General features: G+C 38.6%; 22 protein-coding genes and 1 other annotated feature. Of the genes, 21 read left to right on the top strand and 1 reads right to left on the bottom strand.

All coding sequences use genetic code 11. The features are described from left to right. Nucleotides 1-149 precede the first annotated feature (149 nt). The 19 genes from VCHSUH03_RS07005 (at nt 150) to VCHSUH03_RS06915 (ending at nt 21031) form a co-directional block, all read left to right on the top strand. The gene (locus VCHSUH03_RS07005; protein WP_105094505.1) at nt 150-1289 is read left to right on the top strand and encodes a hydrogenase small subunit; all 1140 of its coding nucleotides are present in this window, start codon (nt 150-152) and stop codon (nt 1287-1289) included. Beyond that, complete coding sequence (locus VCHSUH03_RS07000; RefSeq protein WP_105094504.1) at nt 1289-3190, top strand: nickel-dependent hydrogenase large subunit; 1902 nt, start codon at nt 1289-1291, stop codon at nt 3188-3190. Before VCHSUH03_RS07005 ends, VCHSUH03_RS07000 begins: the two co-directional genes overlap by 1 nt. Nucleotides 3191-3204: 14 nt before the next feature. Beyond that, the gene (cybH, locus tag VCHSUH03_RS06995) at nt 3205-4014 is read left to right on the top strand and encodes a Ni/Fe-hydrogenase, b-type cytochrome subunit (protein WP_105094503.1); all 810 of its coding nucleotides are present in this window, start codon (nt 3205-3207) and stop codon (nt 4012-4014) included. After that, nucleotides 4007-4582, top strand: coding sequence for a HyaD/HybD family hydrogenase maturation endopeptidase (locus VCHSUH03_RS06990; RefSeq protein WP_105094502.1), 576 nt, complete (start codon nt 4007-4009; stop codon nt 4580-4582). Before cybH ends, VCHSUH03_RS06990 begins: the two co-directional genes overlap by 8 nt. Before the next feature lie 51 nt (nt 4583-4633). Next, nucleotides 4634-5011, top strand: coding sequence for a hydrogenase expression/formation C-terminal domain-containing protein (locus tag VCHSUH03_RS06985; RefSeq protein ID WP_105094501.1), 378 nt, complete (start codon nt 4634-4636; stop codon nt 5009-5011). Between the two features lie 523 nt (nt 5012-5534). Then, nucleotides 5535-6545 carry a glycosyltransferase family 2 protein gene (locus tag VCHSUH03_RS06980; RefSeq protein ID WP_105094500.1) on the top strand — a complete coding sequence of 337 codons (1011 nt, stop codon included), beginning with the start codon at nt 5535-5537 and terminating at the stop codon, nt 6543-6545. A gap of 83 nt (nt 6546-6628) precedes the next feature. Beyond that, nucleotides 6629-7438, top strand: a complete 810-nt coding sequence (locus tag VCHSUH03_RS06975; RefSeq protein ID WP_105094499.1) for a C40 family peptidase — start codon at nt 6629-6631, stop codon at nt 7436-7438. Between the two features lie 216 nt (nt 7439-7654). Beyond that, entirely contained in the window at nt 7655-10270 is a 2616-nt protein-coding gene (gene alaS / locus VCHSUH03_RS06970; RefSeq protein ID WP_105094498.1) for an alanine--tRNA ligase, read from the top strand. Between the two features lie 154 nt (nt 10271-10424). Continuing rightward, on the top strand, nt 10425-10685 hold the full coding sequence (locus VCHSUH03_RS06965; RefSeq protein ID WP_009351224.1) for an IreB family regulatory phosphoprotein: 261 nt from the start codon (nt 10425-10427) through the stop codon (nt 10683-10685). Beyond that, on the top strand, nt 10685-11104 hold the full coding sequence (gene ruvX / locus VCHSUH03_RS06960) for a Holliday junction resolvase RuvX (protein WP_005386119.1): 420 nt from the start codon (nt 10685-10687) through the stop codon (nt 11102-11104). Before VCHSUH03_RS06965 ends, ruvX begins: the two co-directional genes overlap by 1 nt. A gap of 28 nt (nt 11105-11132) precedes the next feature. Further along, entirely contained in the window at nt 11133-11429 is a 297-nt protein-coding gene (locus tag VCHSUH03_RS06955; protein ID WP_005386121.1) for a DUF1292 domain-containing protein, read from the top strand. A 170-nt stretch (nt 11430-11599) separates the two neighbouring features. Next, nucleotides 11600-13006 carry an endolytic transglycosylase MltG gene (gene mltG / locus VCHSUH03_RS06950; protein WP_105094497.1) on the top strand — a complete coding sequence of 469 codons (1407 nt, stop codon included), beginning with the start codon at nt 11600-11602 and terminating at the stop codon, nt 13004-13006. Nucleotides 13007-13029: 23 nt separating this feature from the next. Next, nucleotides 13030-13638, top strand: coding sequence for an O-methyltransferase (locus tag VCHSUH03_RS06945; protein ID WP_105094496.1), 609 nt, complete (start codon nt 13030-13032; stop codon nt 13636-13638). Then, nucleotides 13638-14879 (top strand): peptidase U32 family protein, encoded by a 1242-nt coding sequence (locus tag VCHSUH03_RS06940; protein ID WP_105085861.1) that lies wholly within the window; start codon nt 13638-13640, stop codon nt 14877-14879. The genes VCHSUH03_RS06945 and VCHSUH03_RS06940 overlap by 1 nt, the downstream gene beginning before the upstream one ends. A 96-nt stretch (nt 14880-14975) precedes the next feature. Then, the gene (locus VCHSUH03_RS06935) at nt 14976-15251 is read left to right on the top strand and encodes a DUF4911 domain-containing protein (protein ID WP_060923942.1); all 276 of its coding nucleotides are present in this window, start codon (nt 14976-14978) and stop codon (nt 15249-15251) included. 61 nt (nt 15252-15312) lie between these two features. After that, nucleotides 15313-16302, top strand: coding sequence for a hypothetical protein (locus VCHSUH03_RS06930; RefSeq protein WP_105094495.1), 990 nt, complete (start codon nt 15313-15315; stop codon nt 16300-16302). Between the two features lie 113 nt (nt 16303-16415). Continuing rightward, nucleotides 16416-16648: a binding site (T-box leader), on the top strand. A 74-nt stretch (nt 16649-16722) separates the two neighbouring features. Further along, the gene (gene thrS, locus VCHSUH03_RS06925; protein ID WP_105094494.1) at nt 16723-18633 is read left to right on the top strand and encodes a threonine--tRNA ligase; all 1911 of its coding nucleotides are present in this window, start codon (nt 16723-16725) and stop codon (nt 18631-18633) included. Nucleotides 18634-18748: 115 nt separating this feature from the next. Beyond that, nucleotides 18749-19954 (top strand): MFS transporter, encoded by a 1206-nt coding sequence (locus VCHSUH03_RS06920; RefSeq protein WP_105085857.1) that lies wholly within the window; start codon nt 18749-18751, stop codon nt 19952-19954. A 519-nt stretch (nt 19955-20473) separates the two neighbouring features. Next, nucleotides 20474-21031, top strand: coding sequence for a MarR family winged helix-turn-helix transcriptional regulator (locus tag VCHSUH03_RS06915; RefSeq protein WP_105085856.1), 558 nt, complete (start codon nt 20474-20476; stop codon nt 21029-21031). Between the two features lie 149 nt (nt 21032-21180). Here VCHSUH03_RS06915 and VCHSUH03_RS06910 read toward each other — a convergent pair whose 3' ends face one another. After that, nucleotides 21181-22674, bottom strand: a complete 1494-nt coding sequence (locus tag VCHSUH03_RS06910; protein WP_105094493.1) for a DASS family sodium-coupled anion symporter — start codon at nt 22672-22674, stop codon at nt 21181-21183. Nucleotides 22675-23160: 486 nt separating this feature from the next. On the opposite strand from VCHSUH03_RS06910, the gene infC reads away from it, so the two are divergent. After that, nucleotides 23161-23679, top strand: coding sequence for a translation initiation factor IF-3 (gene infC, locus VCHSUH03_RS06905; protein WP_005386139.1), 519 nt, complete (start codon nt 23161-23163; stop codon nt 23677-23679). Nucleotides 23680-23700: 21 nt separating this feature from the next. Then, nucleotides 23701-23898, top strand: coding sequence for a 50S ribosomal protein L35 (rpmI, locus tag VCHSUH03_RS06900; protein WP_004696338.1), 198 nt, complete (start codon nt 23701-23703; stop codon nt 23896-23898). Nucleotides 23899-23917: the final 19 nt, after the last annotated feature.

Here is a 23917-nt window from a genome sequence, read left to right as displayed (position 1 = left end):
ATAAAATAGTAAGAATGTGATTGTATCATGATATTTGAACTTTATCGTATGATAAATTAAGCTTATAAAAATGATTTATATCATATTGTTGTAGTTTATTAAGTAATATACATATATTGCGCAAAGTTGTTGTAAGGAGGCTATATTCCGTGAAGAATCGTGTAAACAGTCTATGGACACTCTTCCAAGAGCGCCGTTTGAGTCGACGCACATTTATGAAGTCCTGTGTAGCACTCACTGCTATTCTTGGCTTGCCACCAACGATGTTGGACACCGTTGTTAAGGCCGCTGAGACAACTGAATTGCCTACGGTAATTTGGCTACATGGTCAAGAATGTACTGGTTGTAGTGAGTCTTTCATCCGTTCATCCTCTCCATTTACTTCTGATGTTATTTTAAATATGATTTCTCTTGAATATGATGATACTTTATCGGCAGCGTCTGGTGCACCATTAGAGGAACATTTAGAAAAAATTATCAAAGAAAAAGCAGGCAAATATATTTTAGCTGTTGAAGGTGGCGTACCACTTGATGAAGATGGCATTTACTGTACTGTTGGCGGACGTACTTTTAAACAATCCTTGTTAGAAGCGGCTAAAGGTGCTGCTGCAATTATTGAATATGGTTCCTGTGCGTCTTGGGGCGGTATTCAAGCGGCTAAGCCAAATCCAACAAATACAGTATCTGTATCCTCTGTTGTATCTGGTAAACCTATCATCAAGGTTCCTGGCTGTCCTCCAATTCCAGAGGTTATGACTGGTGTAGTAATGCATTATGCTTTATTCGGTCAAATTCCACCTCTTGATTCTCAAGGTCGTCCTAAACAATTTTATGGCAATCGTATTCACGATACATGCTATCGTCGTGCCTTCTTTGACTCTGGTCTATTCGTTGAAAAATTTGACGATGATGCATCCAAATCTGGTTGGTGCTTGTACAAGGTAGGTTGTCGTGGACCTCAAACATATAATTCTTGTGGTAACTTGCGTTGGTGGAATGGTTTATCCTACCCAATTCAATCCGGTCACGGCTGTATTGGTTGCTCTGAAAAGGGCTTCTGGGATAATGACGTATTCTATAAACGTTTACCGGATATTCCATTGGCTAATACCATCACAACTGCTGATACAATCGGTACAGTAGCTGCTGTTGGTGCCACTGCAGCTGTTATTGTTCATGGTGCTGCAACTCTTACGCGTAATAAAATTCTTGATATGAAAGAAGAAAAACGCTTAAAAGAACAAGGCTTATGGGATGAAACGAAACATAATAATGGAGGAGGTCACTAATGAAACGCGTAGTAGTAGATCCGATTTCCCGTATTGAAGGTCATTTACGGGTAGAAATAAAAGTTGATGAAGCGAGTGGTAAAGTAGAGGACGCATTGTCTTCTGGTACTGCTTGGCGCGGTATCGAACTTGTTGCTAAAGATCGCGATCCTCGTGACCTTTGGGCATTTGTACAACGTATTTGTGGCGTATGTACTACAACACATGCTTTGGCAGCATTACGTGCTGTGGAGGATGCACTTGGTATTACTATTCCTAAAAATGCAAACTATATTCGTAATATCATGCATAGCTGTTTAGATGTACATGACCATATTGTGCATTTCTATCACTTACATGCTCTTGATTGGGTTAGTCCTATAGCAGCGTTGAGCGCAGATCCTGCGAAGACAGCTCAATTACAAAATGAAATTTTAACAACCTATAATGTAGGTGGTTTGGCACCAGCTGAAACGGCATCTAAAGACTCTGCATATCCTAAAGAGTTCCCTAAAGCGACTACTGCATATTTCGCAGCTGTACAACAAAAGGTTAAGAAAATTGTAGAGTCCGGTCAATTAGGTATTTTCGCCGCTCAGTGGTGGGATCATCCTGATTACAATTTGTTGCCACCAGAGGTTCATTTAATGGCCATATCTCATTACTTGAATATTCTTGATCGTCAACGTGATATCGTAATTCCTCACGTTGTATTTGGTGGTAAAAACCCTCACCCGCATTATGTTGTAGGTGGTATGCCATGTTCCATTTCTATGAATGATATGAATGCGCCTATCAATACAGCACGTCTTGCTGCGGTAGATGAATCTATTGCATTAGCCAAAGATTTGGTAAGTAATTTTTACTTGCCTGATTTACTTGCTATTGGAAAAATCTATGTTGAAAAAGGTATAGTCGATGGTGGCGGCCTTTCAAAGAAACGTGTTATGTCTTATGGTGATTATCCAGATGATACATATACTGGTATTTCTAATGGTGATTACCATAAAAAATGTATCGTTCGATCCAATGGTGTAGTAGAAAACTTTGCTTTGGGTGTAGATAAGGCTACATTTATTCCACTTGAAGGTAAAGATTTCATGGATCCACAATACCTCAGTGAAGAAGTTGACCATTCTTGGTTTGAATATCCAAATGGTACTACCACACTTCATCCACTTGAAGGTGTAACAGATCCTAAGTTTACAGGTCCTAAATCTGGTACAAAAGAAAAATGGGAATTCCTTGATGAAGATAAAAAATATTCTTGGATTAAATCCCCGACTTTCAAAGGTAAAACTGCAGAAGTTGGTCCATTAGCTAAATATATCGTTGTATATACAAAAGTTAAACAAGGTATTATTAAAGATCCAACTTGGGCTGAGTCTATGATTGTTCGTCAAATCGATACAGTATCTCAAGTACTTGGGGTACCTGCTCATGTATGGATGACAACTATGGTTGGTCGTACAGCTTGTCGTGGTCTTGATGCACAAGTTGCGTCTAACATCAGTCAATATTACTTCGATAAACTTGTAGAAAACATTAAAAATGGTGATACTACAGTAGCGGATATGACTAAATTTGAGCCAAAAACATGGGATAAAGACGCAAAAGGTGTTGGTCTTGTAGATGCGCCTCGAGGTGGCTTGGGTCACTGGATCCATATTAAAGATGGTCGCTCTGCAAATTACCAATGTATCGTCCCATCTACATGGAACGCATGTCCTAAGACTGCAGCAAATGAACATGGCGCATACGAAGATGCTATGATTGATACACATGTAAAAATTGTGGATAAACCACTTGAAATTTTGAAGGTAATTCACTCCTTCGACCCATGTCTTGCCTGTGCAACCCATTTATACAATAAAAAAGGCGAAAAAATTGTTTCCGTCAATACAGATGCATTGTGTAAATAAAGGGTGGTGGACTTATGTTAATACATACTGACAAAAAGGCGTATGTCGTATTTAGTTTATGGCTACGCATATTCCACTGGACTATGGTGCTTAGTGTAACGGCTTTATTCTGGACTGGTTTATATATTGGTGATCCAGGGTTTTCGGCTATTACAGGTAATCCAGAGCCAACTTTTGCAATTGATGGTTGGTTTTCTATGGAAACTATGCGTCGTATCCATTTCATTGCGGGTGTTATCTTAACATCCTCCTTTATCTTCCGATTTGCCGGTGCTCTTTGGAATCGAGGGGACAGACTATTGCCTAAATTCCGTCAAAAACGGTATTGGTACGGTCTTAAAGAAACTACATTGCACTATTTGATGATCCCTCAAAAACATGAACATCATTGGCTTCGCAATTCTTTAGCAAGAACGGCGTATATGATGGTGTACGTAATGTTTTTCTTTGAAATCTTGACTGGTTTTGCAATGTATTCTATGGTTGACCCTAATGGTATTTTAGGAACTTTATTTGCACCAGTTGTTACATTATTTGGTGGTGAATATAAAGTTCATATTATCCATCACTATATTGCTTGGGGCTTCTTGTTCTTTACTATTGTCCATGTGTACATGGCATTCCGAGAAGACGTTATGGAGGAATCTGGCGAAGTATCTGCTATGGTTTCTGGTATGAAGTATTATGCTCATGATCCAATCGATATTGAAGATCTCAATGGTAAAAGACGTCGTGGTGAACGTATTGATAAACCATCTGGTACAACATATCGTCCAAGTGACCCTAATGATCCTAGAGAAAGAGAATTAAAAGAAAATGACTAATACAAGTACTGAAATCATCAGTGGCTTGGAACAATACGCGGACTCTGAGGGTCCGCGTATTGATTTAAATAGCCTTTACGATGATGGTAATAATGAAATTGTTTTACTTGGGGTAGGGAATATATTACTTACTGACGAGGGCCTTGGTGTTCATGTGGTGAAAGAGTTAAAAGAAAACTATACTTTTACACCAACTATTTCCATTATTGATGGTGGAACTATGGGGATGGAACTACTCACGTATATGCGTGGAATGAAGAAAATTCTTCTTGTAGATGCTATTAATGGTGGAGAAGCACCAGGAACTATATATGAGTTTCCTCATAAGGAGCTGGAACAATATTTCACTGAACATATTTCTGTACACGAAGTTGGAATGCAAGATATTTTGCGTATCCGAGCTATTCAAGAGGATCCTCTAGAGGATGCCGTGGTTATTGGTGTGGAACCAGAATCCCTTGAAATTGGTTTTGAACCTAGTGAATCTGTTCAAAAAGCTTTACCAGAAGTAATAGAACGTGTTCTCAATGTGTTACGTCAATGGGGTGTGCAAGTAGTAGCTAAGTAATAGGAGGAATTTTAATCTATTACATATGGTATTCTTTATATAGGAGTATATATGATTGAAAATTACAACAATGTACGTGCTGTATTAAATGAATTGCGTCTAGCTCTCAAGAATCTACGTGAGAATGGTGAAACCTATTCTATTTATATTGAAAAAACAGGCCTTACAGAAGAAGAGCAAGTCGAGGTATTAGAAACCCTTGGTCGCGGGCATATTACGATTAGTTTTAATGAAACAGATCAACCTGTAGAGTGGTATGAATCTCAATTCTCAGGTATTTGGATTGGGACTTTTAAAAACGGTCGTGATGACTCAATTTTGCATACTGTAGAGGTTGCAAAATATCCTGTTGTAGCTGGTGCGTATGAAGAGGATATGGTTCTGGCAGAGGAAGATTTACAATCCTGGATTGATGCTGCAGGCTTATGATAGAAAGAGACTCTTGAGGGGGTCTTTTTCTTCTCTCTATGTAGTAATGGTTAAGTGATGTTAGCTTGTTGAGAGTGTATTAATCTAGTTTTGTATATTATTAGTGTTTTATGCACGAATATAGTATATATATCTGCTTTATATCTCATAATAGCTATCAAATAAGTATGTAATTTATGAATATAAGATGAAGTCATTTAACTTTCTTTGATTTCATATAGAAAATTTATTTAATATTTTTGTTAATTGGATAAAGAGTCAGTATTTAAAAGTGTTTATATGAATTTATATATATAAATTAAAATTCTATAATGAGTTATTGAGTAGTTTTGAAGATAAATAAATATATTATTTATTTGTTTTTCTTATATAAAAGCTATATGAAGAGGAAAACCTATAGATTTCTAGAAAGTATTGTAATTACTGGATTTATAGATATAATTTTGTTTATTGTTAACCTTGATGATTTGCCTTAATTTACTAATTAACTTAAAATATGTGAGTAAAATACTTTGGAGGATTTATGTTACTTTCTATTGTAGTGCCTGTATATAACGAAGAAGAGAACATAGCGAATTTTTATAAAGCTGTAACTGATGTTATGTCAGGACTCACGTACGATTATGAACTAATCTTCGTAGACGATGGTTCTAGTGATTCGTCAGCTATGATATTGCGTGAAATTGCTTACAATGATAAACATGTCAAAGTGTTATTGCTTGCTCGTAATTTTGGGCATCAGACTGCGCTTACTTGTGGTCTTGATTATGCTCATGGAGATGCAGTTATTACAATGGACGGTGACATGCAGCATCCGCCGGCTTTGATTCCTGAACTTGTTAGGTTGTGGGAGTCAGGCTATGATGTGGTGCGCACCATACGCGATTCAACTGAAGATGCTAGTTGGGCTAAATCTTTCACGTCTAAGTATTATTACAAACTAATGAACAAAATGGCCGATGTTCCTATTGTTGAAGGTGGATCTGATTTCCGTCTCATGAATAGTAAAGCATTGGGCACATTGAAACGGTTTAGAGAACATGGTCGTTTCTTGCGCGGTATTGTCGGTGCCTTGGGGTATAGACAAGCTGAGTTGCACTTTGTGGCGCCACCTCGTTTTGCAGGTGTCTCAAAGTTTAGTGTGCGTAAAATGATACGATTTGCTCTCGATGGGGTAACCGCCTTTTCAAGAGTTCCTTTACGGGCTGCCTTATACGTCGGTGTACTATGTGGTGGGTTAAGCTTCTTGCTTATATTACACCTCTTGTATGTATATCTTACGGGTCAAGCCTTGAATGGATGGACTACCTTGGGCGTATCAATTTTGTTTATTGGTGGAATTCAACTCGTCGGACTGGGAATTATTGGCGAGTATATAGGTCGTATTTTTGAAGAGGTGAAGCAACGGCCTTTGTATTGGGTTAAGTCAGCTATAAACTTTGATGAGCAAGAAGAGGCTCCATTACTTGGACCAAGTAGTGCAGATGTGTTTATGGCACCTGAGACTTATACTCACAAAAGCAAAGAAGACTAGCTGTATTTGTGAATGCAAATAAATAGACGGTTAGTATATTTTGAATAAATAACTTACTTTAAAAGTTTTTGGAAAGGAAGCATATGAAGTCAAAATATAGTAAGGTTAAAATAACGGCATTAACATTAACTTTTGTGTGTGCCACAACAGCCATGGTAGGTGCAACAACATTACAATATGGTGATAAGGGCAAAAGTGTTACAGCGGTTCAACAACAACTAATTAAACACGGTTATAATGCTACAGATAAAAATGGTGTATATGGTAAAGAAACGAAATGGGCAGTTCGTCTGTTCCAACAAGATCGTGGCTTACCAGTGGACGGTATTGTAGGTCCTGCTACGTATAATGCATTGATGAGTGCTCCTCGTTCTACGAAGGCAGTATTGACTCAAAATGCTGCGACTAAAGCAGTAGCAACAAAATCCGCTTTCACAAACAACAATGCGACATCTCGTCGTGTTGCTGGTCAATCCATTACTGGCAAAAATATTAAATTAAATAATATTACGAAAAACGAAACACCAAATAGCATTCATGCTATTTTGGCTGAAGCGGACAAATACCGCGGTGTACCATATGTATTTGGTGGTACTACACCAAGTGGTTTTGACTGCTCTGGTTACGTTAAATATGTATTTGCAAAACAAGGTATTTCTTTACCACGTTTAGCAGATGAACAATATAACGTAGGTGTTGAGGTTTCTCGTGCAAACTTAAAAGCAGGGGATTTGGTATTCTTTGAAACATATGAACCAGGTCCATCTCACTCCGGTATTTATATTGGTGATGGCAAGTTCATCAGCGCCACTTCCAGTCGTGGTGTAGCAGTAGCAGATCTTGATACTGGCTATTGGGGTGAACGCTATATCGGCGCAAAACGCGTTGTATAAACCAATACATATTAGCTTTAAAAGAGGCTATACGAATCAATTATGTTCTGTTGATTTGTATAACCTCTTTTTCTCATTTCTAGAAATATTGAATTTTATCCTTATATTTGCTATTGTGAAAGTCGGTAAATTCCGCATAATCTCAATGTTTTTAATAGATTTTATGTCATTTTTACGATATAATGAAGAGTAAATAATTTTAGGAGGAATATACACATGAAGGGTAATGAACTGCGTCAAGCATACTTGCAGTTTTTTGAAAGCAAAGGACATTTAAAATTAGATAGTTTTTCTCTTATACCAGAAAACGATCCATCTCTATTATTGATTGGGGCAGGTATGGCGCCATTAAAGCCTTTCTTTACAGGTAAATTGGTACCTCCTTGTCATCGTATTACAACAAGCCAAAAATGTATGCGTACAGGTGACCTTGAAAACGTAGGTCGCACAGCTCGTCACCATACATTCTTTGAAATGCTTGGCAACTTCTCCTTTGGTGACTACTTCAAAAAAGAAGCAATTCACTGGGCGTGGGAGTTCTTAACTGAAGTTATTAAACTCGACAAAAATAGATTGTATGTTACTGTATATCCAGATGACCAAGAAGCATATGATACATGGCACAATGATTGTGGCGTAGAAGAAAGTCATATTACACGCCTTGAAGATAACTTCTGGGAAATCGGTGAAGGACCATGTGGTCCTGATAGTGAAATCTTCTTCGACCAAGGTCCTGAACATGGTTGTGATGATCCTAACTGTGCACCAGGTTGTGACTGTGATCGCTATCTTGAAATCTGGAACTTAGTATTCACTCAATTTAATAAAATGCCAGATGGTTCTTATGAACCATTGCAACATAAAAACATCGATACCGGCGCTGGTCTTGAACGATTGGCTTCCGTATTACAAGGTTGTAAAACAAACTTTGAAACAGATTTGATTTTCCCAATTATTGAAGCTACAGCTAAATGCGCTGGTGTTACATATAACGAAAATCCAAATACTGATGTATCTTTAAAGGTTATCGCTGACCATGCTCGTGCTGTAACTGCATTGATTTCCGATGGCGTATTGCCATCTAATGAAGGTCGTGGTTACGTATTGCGTCGTATTTTACGTCGTGCTGTACGTCATGGCCGTTTACTTGGTATTGAAGGTATCTTCTTAACACCACTTATTGATGTAGTAGTAGATATTCTTGGCCCTGGTATTAAATCCATTGCTGAGAAACAAGACTTCGTTAAACGGGTTGTACAAAATGAAGAAGAACGATTCAACCAAACCTTGGAACAAGGTCTTGAATTGTTGAATTCTTTGATTGATACACTTGCTGCTGAAAAAGCAACTGTTGTGCCTGGTACAGAAGTATTCAAACTATATGATACATACGGATTCCCTTGGGAATTAACAGAAGAAATCGCTTCTGAACGCGGCTTTACAATCGACCATGAAGGTTTTGAAGCAGCTATGAAGGAACAACGTGAACGCGCTCGTGAAGCTCGTATAAAAGAAGATGCTAAGGTAGCAACACCTGACATCACATTCTTGAAAGACGAAGAGCTTCTTGAAGATGAAGCTGTAACTGCTTCTTCCGTATTAATGATCGGCAAAGGCTCTGAACGTTTGCAAACAGCTGCTGATGGCGATGAAATTACTGTTATCGTACGCACCACACCATTCCACGCTGAAGGGGGCGGTCAATTAGGTGATACAGGCTTTATCGTTGGCCCAATGGGTAAGGTAGAGGTTCATAATACAAAACGTTTACCTGAAGGCACTGTATACCATATCGGTACTGTTGTGGAAGGTTCCATTTCCGAAGGCGATGATGTAGCGCTTGAAGTAGATACAAATCGCCGTGCTGCTATGGCTCGTAACCATACAGCAACACACTTGTTACATGCAGCATTGAAAAAGGTTCTAGGCGAGCATGTTAACCAAGCTGGTTCCTTAGTAACTCCAGATTACTTGCGTTTCGACTTCACTCACTTCTCTCCTGTAACACAAGAGGAACTTGATCAAATTGAAGCTCTTGTAAATGAAGAGATTTTAAAAGCTACAGATTTAGCTATTGCTGAAATGTCCATGGACGAAGCAAAAGCGAAAGGTGCGATGGCGCTCTTTGGCGATAAATATGGCGATGTAGTTCGCGTTGTAGAGGTTCCTGGTTTCTCCGTTGAATTATGTGGCGGTTCTCATGTGGGTAATACAGCTTTCATTAGTTCATTCCGCTTAACATCTGAAGCGGGTATCGGCTCTGGTGTACGTCGTATTGAAGCAATTACAGGTCGCGCAGCTCTTGATGCAGCAAAACATGATCGCTTGACTATCGAACGTATGGCAGGCGAACTTAAAACTAAAGCACCTCAAGTAGAAGAACGTTTACATCAAGTATTGGCAGAAGCAAAAGAAACTGCTAAAGAATTAGAACAAATTCGCAAAGAGGTTTCTGCAGCTGGTGCGGCAGATATCATTGCTGGTAAAGTTATGATTGGCGATGTAGCATTTGTAGCGGCTGCTGTAAAAGCTTCCTCTATTGATGAATTACGTGACCTAGCTGATATGGGCCTTGATAAATTGGCTGGTTCTGGCGTAGTGCTCGTAGGTGCTGCTATGGGTGACGATAAGGTTAACTTTGTATGTAAAGTATCTAAAGACGTTGTTGCTAAAGGTGCAAAAGCTGGTAACATCGTAAAAGCAGCAGCTCAAGTAGCTGGTGGTAATGGCGGTGGCCGTCCAGATATGGCTCAAGCAGGTGGTAAAGAACCAGCTAAATTGGTGGAAGCATTAAAAGCTGGTGGTGAAGCTTTAACATCTATGTTACAATAGGCATATAATTTTATAATTATACTTGTATCTGTTATAGAAAAATTTTATGATGCATAAAAAGTTACTGACTTTGTAGCTTTAATTCAAGTATAATAGTAGGCGAGGTTTCACTTTTACAGTGAAACCTGCCAATGTAATAAAAAGGAGGGATACGATGAAGGTTTCTGATGAAACTATGTTATTCCGTAAAGTAGACGATGAACCGATGACAGCTGAAGAGGTTCTTACTCGTGTTTATCAATCTATTCAAGAAAAAGGTTACAATCCAATCAATCAAATCTTAGGGTATCTTATTTCTGGAGATCCAGCGTACATTACAAGCTATAATAATGCACGTTCTGATATCCGTCGTTTAGAGCGGGATGACTTGATTGAGGAATTGTTGAAAGAATACGCAAAGGCAAAACAACTATAATGAGAATTATGTCATTAGATGTGGGCAGCCGTACTATCGGTATTGCCTGTAGTGATGCACTGCTCATGACAGCACAAGGTATTGAAACCATTCGTAGAACATCTCTTGAAAAAGATTTTAATCGCTTACAAGAACTCATTGCTGAATATGAAGTACATGAGCTTGTAGTAGGTATGCCGAAGAATATGAATGGTACAAAAGGTGAACGAGCTGAAAAGACTGAAGAATTCGTTGAAAAGATGAAAGAAGTCATCGATTTACCTGTTTCATATTGGGATGAGCGGTTATCTACGGTTATGGCTGAACGGCAACTCATTGCAGCTGACGTAAGTCGTAAAAAGCGTAAATCCGTTATTGATAAAATGGCAGCGGTTGTAATTTTGCAAGGATACTTAGATCGCTTGCAGTTCAATAAATAAATCTTTTTTTCCACAAGGAGGGTTTCCAATGGTTGACCAAAACTTTGAAGGTGAAGTGTATTATTTAGAATTCGAAGACGAAAACGGCAATAAACAATACTTCACAGAAGATGTTGTTCTAAACCATGAAGGTCGTGAGTATGCAGTTCTTGTACATGTACAAGACGAAGAGGCAGACCACGAAGGTCAAGATGACACATACATGATCTTGGCTAGCATCGAAAAAAATGAAGAAGGCGTAGAAGTATACGTACCTTTAGATGAAGAAGATGAAGTTTTTGAGACTCTAGTAAAATTGTATGAAGAAATGGAAGATGGCGAGTAGTCGTCTTCTTTATAAAAATAGCGTATTGTCTTTGGATAATACGCTATTTTTATTTGCTATTTATTAAGGGCCCCATAATATGATAATGTCCTTTTATATAGGGGAAATATGGACTTTATGGTATAATAAGATGATAAATACTGTTATGTTACAGAAAGGAACTCAACGTCGTGAGAAAAGCCTTAAGATACATTTTAATCCTTATTATTGTAGGCGTATTAATCATCGCAGGTGGTTTGGGAGCGATTTATTTAGTGCCAAACACCTTTGCTCAAGATGATGGTACACAAGTACTTGTCATCGAAAAAGGGCAGACTGGCACTGAAATTGCAGACATGCTCTATGAACGAGGTCTTATTCGTTCCACACAAGGCTTTAAGCTTTGGTTATATTTGAGCGGCACCAATGATAAACTTCAAACTGGTCACTACCAAATTCCTAACAAGGTAACTGTGCGCGAACTCATTTCTTTATTACAAGAAGGTCATGTAGAATCTATTCGTGTTACAATTCCTGAAGGATACACAGTTGGTGATATAGCTATCGTTCTTGAAAAAAATCAAATTATGAAGGCAAAGGATTTCTTAGCAGAAGCAAAGACCTTTGTACCATATCCATATATGAAAGGTACAAGACCTGCTACATATCCGGTAGAGGGCTTCTTATTCCCAAGTACTTATGAAATTCCAGTAGGTGCAACGCCACGTGAAGTGATTCAAATGATGGCTGACGAAATGAATCGTTACCTCACACCGGCTGTGAAGAAACAAATTCAAGCTCAACACATGAGTATTCATGACTTTGTAACATTGGCATCCATTGTTGAACGTGAATCTTTGTTTGATGCAGATCGTCCAACAATTGCAGGGGTATTTAAAAAACGGTTAGCCCATGGTATTCCATTGCAATCTGATGCGACAATTTCCTATGTACTTGGTTATGCAAAAGAAGATGTAACTATTGGTGATACGCAATTGCAAAGCCCGTATAATACATACGTATCTAAAGGCTTGCCACCTGGTCCAATTGCGAACCCTGGTAAAAAAGCATTAGATGCAGTTTTGCATTCTGAAGATACAGATTATTTATACTTTGTAGCAGATAAAGATGGACATAACCACTTCTCTAAAACATATGAAGAACATTTAGCGGAAGTTCATAAAATCTATGGTAATGATACGGCTACATCCTCTAATACAGAGGCAGCAGTACAAGCTGGTCCTAACTATGACGTGGCTGTGGCAACGACAGAGCCTAACTACAATTACAGCTCTGAAGAAGCGGTGGAAGCAGATTCTCAATATGTTAATGTGGAACCTACGTACAAATATACACCAACAACGGTTCCAGCTGCTGAAATTCCAGCACCAACACCAGCTCCACAAGCACCAGCACAATCTGCACCAGCAACTCAATCATCTAGTTCTAACTCTTATGTGCCAACTACAACACCTGCTCCAGAATCTATGCAAAATGTTGTACCAAGTACACAACAAGTACCTCATATTGAAGTAAAGCCAGCTGAATCTGTGGATCGTTCTACGTTGGTAATTCCTAGTGGTAATAGCAATAAATAATGTAGGAGATTGAATCTACTTTCATGACATTAAATGATATTTTAAATGAACAGCGTATTTACGCGATGATTAATGATGTACCGATTCTACGAGAATCTGAGGTTCATCTCTTTGAAGAATTAATAGGTTTGTACCGGCCCACCTCTGTGTTAGAGGTGGGCACCGCCATTGGGTACTCTGCTTTGTTGATGGCTCCGCTACTCGACGAAGAGGAGGGACATATTACATCTATTGAACTAGATGATGTGCGTCACGAAATGGCGAAATATTATATTAACCAATCTGATTATGCCGATACAATTACATTGCTGAAAGGCGATGCGTCTCAAGTCTTAACGGAACTCACCGGTGAATATGATCTAGTATTTTTAGATGGTCCCAAAGGACAATATCTTAAACAATTAGAACTCATTTTGCCTCATGTGAAAGAAGGAGGCGTTATCCTTGCAGACAATGTACTTTTTAGAGGCTATGTAAGAGGCGATAAGGAGCCGCCAAAACGGTTTAAAACTATCGTAAAACGGTTAAAAGAATACTTAACGTATGTTGAAAATAAAGAATTGTTTAACACCACCATCTATCCAATGGGTGATGGTATGAGTGTGAGTGTGTGGAAAGGGCACAACAAATAATGGCAGAACATTTTATGGAATTGCTTTGTCCAGCCGGTAATATGGACAAGCTTAAAATGGCTATTCGCTACGGTGCGGATGCCGTATATTGTGCAGGCAAACGTTTTGGCTTGCGCGCAGGTAACTCTAATTTCTCCGACGAGGAATTAAAGGAAGCTGTAGAATTCGTACATGCTCATGGTAAAAAAATCCATGTAACATGTAATATCATTCCTCATAATGAGGACTTTGAAGGTTTAGAGGATTATTTGAAATTCCTTGAAAGTATCGGCGTTGATGCGATCATCGTAGCCGATATGGGTATCTTTAGCCTTGCTAAACGCGTGGCTCCAGGCCTTGAGCTTCACGTAAGTACACAAGCATCTACAACAAACTGGCATACAGTGCAAATGTGGAAAGAACTGGGTGCTACACGCGTCGTAGCGGCTCGCGAAGTATCCTTAGCAGACCTTAAAGAAATGAAGGATAATGTAGATATCGAAATCGAATCCTTCGTACATGGCTCCATGTGTATTTCTTACTCTGGTCGTTGTCTATTGTCTAACTACATGACAGGCAACCGTGATGCGAACCGCGGTCAATGTTCTCAATCTTGCCGTTGGAAATATTCCCTTGTTGAATCCAACCGACCTGGTGAATATTATCCAATTGAAGAAGATGAACATGGCACATATATCTTTAACTCTAAAGACTTGTGCTTGATTCACCGCATTCCTGATTTATATGAAGCTGGTATTGATAGCCTTAAAATTGAAGGCCGTATGAAATCCGTTCACTATTGTGCAACAGTAGCAAAGGTATACCGTACAGCTATCGATACATATCTTAAAGAAGGCAAAGACTGGTATGTTCGTCCAGAATGGATTGCAGAATTAGAAAAGATTTCTCACCGTCCATATACAGATGGTTTTGCAGAAGGTCGTCCTGATGAAACAGCTCAAAACTATGGTAAATCTACCAATACACAAAGCCATGATTTCATCGGTTTAGTTATGGGCTACAACGAAGAAGAAAAATACGTTGATCTTGAACAGCGCAATAACTTCAAGGTAGGCGATAAAGTAGAATTCTGCCAACCTAAAGGTGAACTTGTGGAAACTGTAATTGAAAAAATGACAGACGAAGATGGTAATCCAATCGACGTAGCGCCTCATGCGCAAATGAAAGTGCGTATCTACATGGATACACCACTTGAGCCGTATTCTATGATGCGCCGTGAGTGCAAACCAAAAGAAGCTTAGTAGGTAGTATATTAACGACAAACATATCTAATGGATGCCTATACTAGCAACATGTATAGCATTTACATTTTATAGTAATGATGTGTAGGAGGACTTATGAGTGGTACATCTTTAGAACCGAGTAAATCTATCGGTGCATTTACTGATGTACCAGATTTAGCAACCTCTGGGGAAGAGGCGTATGTGTACTTTCATCTTGAACCGAAGCATACGAACTATATCAATCGCATCATTGAAGGCTATGAATACTTAGGGGTTATGACATCTATTGATGTAAATGGACGCTGTATGCTAAGGTGTACACCTTCAACACGGCCCTTGGCTATTGAATTATTAAGTAGTCTATCGGACTATGTCACTATCGAGGATTAATATAATATTTTTATCATTACATCAAACTGTTTAGACCTAGTAGAGAAATGAGAGTATATCTATGAAACAATCTATGTTGAAACGTGCATTATTAACAGCTTGTCTAAGTATATCTATGGCAGGCGTAGCTATGGCAGGTCCTGTAGGCCCTGTTATTATTCCTCAAGCAGGGGATGTAGTAGTCATCAATCATGGTCCTGATATGACCTTCACGGGTAATATCAACTTTGATGTGGAAAGCCAAACTAACAATAATTTACAAGTTGGCTCCACTGTGATTCCTAATGTTGTATATGGTGCAGCGTTCAATAAAACTGGTGCGCCAGATACAATTATCCCAGCGCAAACTTACGTGTATGTAGGCACAAAAGATGGGGCGAATGCTTTCACAGAGGCTAGCGATGCTGACAAAAAAGGTGCTAACTGGAATGTAGAAACGTTGAAAAAAACTAAATCTGGTGACGTACAATTGGCAAGCCGTGGCATTCCTGAAAAGCCATTGGCAAATCAAGTAGCAACCATTAAAGATTCCATTATGCTTAGCGCCGTAGACCTCAGTACAACAGAGGTAGGTCGCAATAGCAAGGGCGTTCTATACATGACTGTACCTAAGGAATTGAAATTGACTGCTGATACTGGTATTCCGGAAGACGTAAGAGAAACGATGCCAGCGATGTTCCGTGGCAAAATGGGCGACTCCCTCATGGTAAACCTTATGCCTCTCAATGATGAGGAAAAACAACAATTGGCGGCAAATCCTCATAATGCAAATACAATCGTATTCAACCGTGGTATGAACATGGCGAAAATGATCGGTTCTTCTGCCCGTACAAGTAAAGTGTACACATACATGAAGGACCATTACTTGAACCTCGTTATTGTAGCAAAAGACTATGATGATAACGGTGCTCGTGGTAGCGGTGTTATGATGGTTTCTAAACAAGATAACTCTAATGATGTACTTTTAACACTCTACAAAGGCCCAGATCTTTCCAATAGTAAATTGGAAAAAGTAATTGGTGCTATGTTGTCTACAAACTTCAAACGCTAATATACAATATTAAACGGCTCGATATACTCGGGCCGTTTTGTTATATATAAGATTTATGAAATTTACTGTTGAACCGTATTGAATTTTTTAATTCCCTATGATACTATAGTCTAGTAAAAGTTATGCAAAGGACATGATTCTCATATCCCTGTGTTCCAGAGAGAGGCAGATGCTGGAAATGCCTTACACATATATCAGAGTTACCCCCTTTAAACTGATTTGTCGAACCTAAGTAGGCAAATACGGCCGCCACCGTTATCGGGCTTAATGAAGTGAATTAACTATACACATATATTCGTATAGGTAGTTAACTAGGGTGGAACCGCGAATGATCTTCGTCCCTTGTTTTGTAGGGATAGAGGGTCTTTTTTTATTACAAAAATCCAGTCTATCCTAGATAATAAATTGGAGGAAAGAAAAATGGCAGATGTAAAAATCATTTTACCTGATGGTAGTGCAAAGGAATATGCTGCTGGCACTACTCTTGGGGAAGCAGTAAAACAATTATCTAACAGCTTGGCTAAAAAAGTACTAGCTGCTAATGTAAATGGCGAATTAACAGACCTTCGCGAAGAACTCGTTGATGGTTCTGAAGTAGCATTTTTAACATTCGAAGAAGATGGTGGTAAACATACTTTACGCCATACAGCTTCTCATATCTTGGCTCAAGCGGTTAAACGCTTATGGCCTGAAGCTAAATTAGCTATTGGCCCTGCTATCGATAAAGGTTTCTACTATGATATCGATATGGAACACACTTTGACTCCTGAAGATTTAGGTAAAATCGAAAAGGAAATGAGCCGTATTGTAAAAGAGAATTTACCTATCACTAAATCTGTAATGTCTCGTCAAGAAGCTATTGAGTTCTTCAAATCTAAAAATGAAGACTACAAGGTAGAATTAATTGAAGATCTTCCTGAAGATGCTGTTATCTCTTGCTATGCACAAGGTGATTTCATCGATCTTTGTGCAGGCCCTCACGTGGCATCTACTGGTAAGGTAAAAGCTTTCAAATTACAAAGCATTGCAGGTGCATACTGGCGCGGCGATGAAAAGAACAAAATGTTGCAACGTATTTATGGTACAGCATTTGAAAAGAAAGAAGAACTTGAAGCATACCTTCACTTGCTTGAAGAAGCAGCTAAACGGGACCACCGTAAACTAGGTAAAGAACTTGGTTTGTTCGTTATCAAAGAAGAAGGCCCTGGTTTCCCATTCTTCTTGCCAAAAGGTATGGCCCTTCGCAACGAATTGGAAAACTTCTGGCGTGAAGTTCACCATGAATTCGATTACGAAGAAATTCGTACACCAATCATCTTAAATAAACAATTATGGGAAACATCTGGTCACTGGTTCCATTACCGTGAAAACATGTACACTACAATCATCGATGATGAAGAATATGCAATTAAACCAATGAACTGTCCAGGCGGTATCTTGGTTTACCAAAACGAAATGCATTCCTATCGCGACTTCCCATTACGTTATGCTGAACTTGGTTTAGTTCACCGTCATGAATTGTCCGGTGCTTTACACGGCTTATTCCGTGTACGTGCGTTCACACAAGACGATGCTCACGTATTCATGTTGCCAGATCAAATGCAATCTGAATTGATGAAAGTTATCGAATTGTTCGACCGCATTTATAGCCAATTTGGTTTGAAATACCATGTTGAATTGTCTACTAAACCAGACAATGCAATGGGTGACGATGCCATTTGGGAAGCTGCTACAGAAGCATTGCGCAATGCTATTGAAGCAAAAGGTATTCCTTATGTAATCAACCCTGGCGACGGCGCATTCTACGGCCCTAAACTTGACTACCATATCGAAGATTCCTTAGGCCGTACATGGCAATGTGGTACTATTCAATTGGATATGAACTTGCCTGAACGTTTCCAAATTGAATATGTTGGTGAAGATGGTCAAAAACATCGTCCTATCATGATTCACCGTGCATGCTTCGGTTCCATGGAACGTTTCATCGGTATTTTAACTGAACACTATGCAGGCGCATTCCCAACTTGGATGGCTCCTGTACAAGTTAAAATCTTACCTATCTCTGAAAAACATGTTGAATATGCTAAAGAATTGGCAAAACAAATGCACCGCGACTATGTACGTGTAGAAGTGGATGATCGTAGCGAAAAAATTGGCTACAAAATCCGCCAAGCACAAATGGCAAAAGTTCCATACATGCTTGTGGTAGGCGATAAAGAAGTTGAAGAAGGCACAGTTAACGTTCGTAAACACGGCGGTGACGAATTAGGTTCCGTACCATTTGAAGAATTCTTCAATTCTATTAAAATCGAAATCAAAGAACGTAACTAAATATTTAGCCCCCATATACTAAAGCCTTTCATTAGACTTAAGTCTAGGAGTTGGTCATTTGTATAGTGGGGGCTATCTCTTTAATTGTTACCTGTGAGTAGCGAAAGGAAATACTATGAAAGAAGTAAATTCATATGGCTGGAAAGCCGTTATTGGTTCCTCCATTGGTTATGCTATGGATGGTTTTGACCTCTTAATTCTTGGCTTTATGCTAACACTAATTTCTGGAGATTTAGGTTTGACCACAGGTCAAGCGGGGTCTCTTGTGACGTGGACCTTGGTTGGTGCCGTACTTGGTGGTTTCATCTTCGGTACCTTGTCAGATAAATTTGGTCGCGTTCGCGTTTTAACTTGGACGATTGTTTTATTTGCTATATTTACTGGCCTCTGTGCTTTTGCTCAAGGCTATTGGGATCTTCTTATCTACCGTACAATAGCAGGTATTGGTTTAGGTGGTGAATTTGGTATTGGTATGGCGCTCGCTGCTGAAGCTTGGCCTGCTCAACACCGTGCAAAAGCAACAAGCTACGTTGCCTTAGGTTGGCAATTAGGCGTGTTGGCTGCTGCTTTGTTAACACCATTACTCATTCCTATTATTGGATGGCGTGGTATGTTTATGGTTGGCATTATTCCAGCTTTAATTGCTTGGGTATTCCGTGCGAAACTACATGAACCAGAAATCTTTGTACAAAGTAAAGAAGATAAAGAGCATTCACATACAAACTCTTTCAAGTTATTAGTAAAAGATGTAAGAACTACAAAGACATCCATTGGTGTTGCTATTTTAACATCTGTTCAAAACTTTGGTTATTACGGTATTATGATTTGGTTACCTAATTTCTTAAGTAAGCAATTAGGTTTCTCCCTCACAAAATCCGGTTTATGGACTGCTGTTACTGTATGTGGCATGATGGTCGGTATTTGGGTATTTGGTCGCTTGGCTGATAAAATAGGTCGTAAACCTACATTCATTCTATTCCAAGTATGTGCTGTAGCATCTATTTTAATCTACTCTCAACTATCTGATCCAACTGCCATGCTATTTGCTGGTGCTATCTTAGGTGCTGCTGTAAACGGTATGATGGGTGGCTATGGTGCCTTGATGGCAGAAGCCTATCCAACAACTGCTCGTGCAACGGCTCAAAATGTACTATTTAATATCGGTCGTGCTGTAGGCGGCTTTAGCCCAATGGTAGTAGGCATGATCATCTCTATGTACTCCTACCAAGTAGCAATTGCATTCCTAGCTATTATCTATGTACTTGATATTCTTGCAACCCTATTCTTGATTCCTGAACTTAAAGGTAAGGAATTAGAATAAGAAAACGAGTAAATAAGATTAATAAACAAAACTAGTAAATAAGAGTAGTAAATAATTTAACTACATTAAGCGCTGTCTTCGGACGGCGCTTTTTTGTGCTTGTATTTCAATTTTGTTTGTATTTTAATTTGTAATTATATTTCTAGTAATTCGGAATAATACTGTTATTTTGCAGGAGTTTTAGAATCTTTGTCGAATATTATTTTGGTTATTCATACTTTGATGTAAAAACACAATGCAAGCTTTAATTAATTATATTATTTTGCTGGTACTACCATTTAAAAATAATTTTTAAGGACAGATATAAGTCATTTTAGAGATACTACCAGTTAAAAGTAATTTTGCTAAGTAGAGATATAAGCTGACTTAGAGATACTACCAGTTAAAAGTAATTCTGCTAAGCGGAGATATAAGCTGATTTAGAGATACTACCAGTTAAAAATAAATATTTTTAACTGGTAGTATCTGGAAAATAGGTTATGTATGGAAAATTTGTAAAATAGTAAAGGAGTGAGTCTATTGGCGCGATTACGATTACGTGAGGTTAGTGAGAGTGAAGAAGGTTTTAATCGATTAGAGCGAGCTATGCGATACGGTAAACGGTTAAAGTTAGCCAAAAAAGTTCCTAGAGATGTATTTATGCCAGAGGATAAGAAGTTATGGTTTTTATTTGAGCGTATATATACTGTAGTTTATGATAGGGAAGTAGCCGTATTAAAACGGTTTGGATTAACACCGATGCAGTATAATGTTTTGGAGTTTGTTTATGTTTCCTCGTGTAAGCCAACATTAGGATTTATTGTTGATGAGTTACGAGTGTCGTATGGAAATTTATTTGCAGTTGTAAAAAATTTAACAAAGAAAGGTTTATTGACTTGTAGTGTGTGTTCAACTGATAGACGATCTAAAAGTCTTGCTTTAACTTATGAAGGAAAGCTTTTATTTGAAGAAGTACAAGTTGTGCATGATAAAGTATTAGGTAATATGTTTTCAGCTATGCGCAAAAATAAGAAGAGTGATATTAAATCTGATCTAACATTTATACTTAGACATTTTAGTCCAGAAAAAATAGAGTAAGAAATAGAGTAAGTATTGAAGTAAGCGATAGAGTGCGTGAGCATAATAGATAAAGTGGGGATATGGAGTAAGTTAACCAGTTAAAACAAAAAATCCTACAATTTTTGTTAATAAGAAATTGCAGGATTTTGATGTTTTGTTAGTTAGTTTTAAGCTATACCAATCCAGTGCCAATATGTAAGGGCAAATACGAGCATCATAACATAGCCGATGATCGTTAATGGAATACCTGTAGTCATAAATGTTTTTACGTCGAATGTGTCTGTACCGTAAGCTACCATACCTTGAGGGGAGTTTACTGGTAACACTAGACCAAAGCAGATTGCGTATTGCATAAGCATCGTCACTCCAATAGGGTTAAGGCCTTCGGCATTGTGACCTACAACGATGGAAATCACAATAGGAATCATGGCCGAGGATAGGGCTGTGGCAGATGCAAAGCCTAGGTGAATAACAATGAGGAAGGCTGCCATTACGGCTATTAAGATGAATACGCTAGCGCTTTCAAGGGAGAAGGCGTTTACGAATACTTGAGCAAGCCAAGTGGCTGCTTTTGTCTTAAGTAATACAGCACCAAGACCGATACCAGCACCAAACATAACGATGGAGCCCCAGTCGATATTTGGCTGTGCAAATTTCCAATCCATAATACCAATTTTAGGGAAGAAGAACAATGCAATGGCTACAATTGTTGTAGTTGTTGTATCGATAGAATGTAGCTTGCCACCAGTAGCCCACAATGCGAGAAGACCGATAGAGATACATAACAGTTTCTTTTCATCAGTACTCATAGGACCGATTTCTTGGCGCATTTTAGCGAGTTGTACATCGCCACCTACAAGTTCTTTAAACTCCGGCTTAATTAATACTTGTGTTAAGAAGTAGGCGATGATAACCATAATGATGGAGAATGGAGCCGCTGCTGAGAGCCAATCTATCCAGCTAATAGATGTATTCATCTGTGTTTGCATAAAACCTACTGCTACAAGATTTTGAGCTGCAGCTGTTTGAATCATAATATTCCAGAACGTATCGGCCTGTACGGCACCTACCATGAGTAGAGCGGCTACGCGGCTTTTACGTTCAATACCTAAGTTCTCAACAATACCAATGATAATCGGAGCTAAGCAGGCAATACGAGCCGTTGCACTTGGTACGAAAAAGGCGAGAATGAGGCCTGTAATAATGACACCTAAATAAATGCGACTCACCTTGGTACCAACGCTAGACAGTACTAACATGGCAATACGACGATCTAAACCTGTTTTACGCATGGCTACGGAAATAAACATAGCAGCACCTACAAGAATCATGGCTGGTGAAGAATAACCAGAAATGATAAGCTTTAAGGCATTGGCTGTACCCATCGCCTTAGCAGGTGCCTCTGGATTTGGTGAGAAACCTAATAATAAGGCGGTGAGGGCTGTAATCATAGTAGCACTCACTGGATAGGAAACAGCTGAGGTCATCCACAAGATAATGGCAAAGGCAAGAACACCGATCATGCGATGACCACCTGTAGATAATGTTTCTGGTGTAGGCAATAATAAAATACCACCTAGAACAATGAAAGATAAAATAAGACCAATATTTTGAGCAGTTGTACGTGCCTTTTGAGGAGGGGCAGTGGTTGTTACACTCATAATAAAACTCCTTTCAATTTGTGTAATACCTATTACTGTATAATAATAAATAAGGTAAACTATATAAATTAGACTATCCTATAAAGTACACTATCATATAAAGTACACTATCATATAATGTACACTATTCTATAAAGTACACTATATAAGCTAGACTATTTTATAAATATTATTGTATCGTATTTTCTATAGAATTAGTTGTATAATTTATAGGAATATTGTATACATAAAGAGAGATAGATGTCAGTAAGTATACCTATATACAGAACTTATAATGTCTGTTATACTATAAGAGTTGTAATAACAAATTCATTGTTAAAAGCTCAATATTTTTTGTTGACTTTCACCAGTCGATTTGTTATTATAATTAAGTAATTTATGAAGCAGAGGCCATCCGCCACTCACCTAATACCATGAAGTATGAGGTTAATATAGAGAACTCTATTCGGATGGTGTTTGCCGTCCGTTTTTTTTATTCTCTTGGAGGTGAACGCTATTAGCAAGGATACACCACGCATTAATGAAGAGATTCGTGCTCGTGAACTTCGTGTCGTAGGTCCTGAAAACGAACAAATCGGCATTATGTCTGGCCGTGAGGCGTTGGCATTGGCTGAAGAAAAGCATCTTGATCTTGTGGAAATTGCACCTAACGCTAAACCACCGGTAGCTCGTATTATGAACTACGGTAAATATCGTTATGAACAACAAAAACGCGAGAAAGAAGCGAAGAAGAAACAAAAAATCGTAACTTTAAAAGAAGTTAAGTTACGTCCACATATTGAAGACCATGACTTTTACGTAAAAATGAAAAACGCATCCAAATTCTTGGGTGAAGGTAACAAAGTAAAAGTAACTATCATGTTCCGCGGTCGTGAACTTTCACATCCAGAACTAGGCATGGCAGTGTTGACACGTTTCGCTGAAGAACTCAAAGAAACAGCGTCTATTGAAAAAGCAGCTAAATTAGAAGGTCGTAACATGACCATGATTTTAGTAAGTAAATAATGTTTTGGGAGGATTATAATTATGCCAAAAATTAAAACTCGTCGCGCAGCGGCTAAACGTTTCGCAGTAACTGGTACTGGTGAATTCAAGCGTGCAAAAGCTTTCAAAAGCCACATTCTTGAGAAAAAATCTCCAGCTCGTAAACGTAATTTACGTAAAGCTACATTGGTTGCAAAAGCTGACCACAAACGCGTAGCTAAATGCTTACCATACGCTTAATCGTTAACTATTAGATCGA

Origin of the sequence: Veillonella infantium (assembly GCF_002959895.1) — a bacterium.
Taxonomy (GTDB): domain Bacteria; phylum Bacillota; class Negativicutes; order Veillonellales; family Veillonellaceae; genus Veillonella; species Veillonella infantium.
The sequence above is the reverse complement of the archived record's forward strand: the minus strand, read 5'-3'. Positions and strand labels throughout refer to the sequence as shown.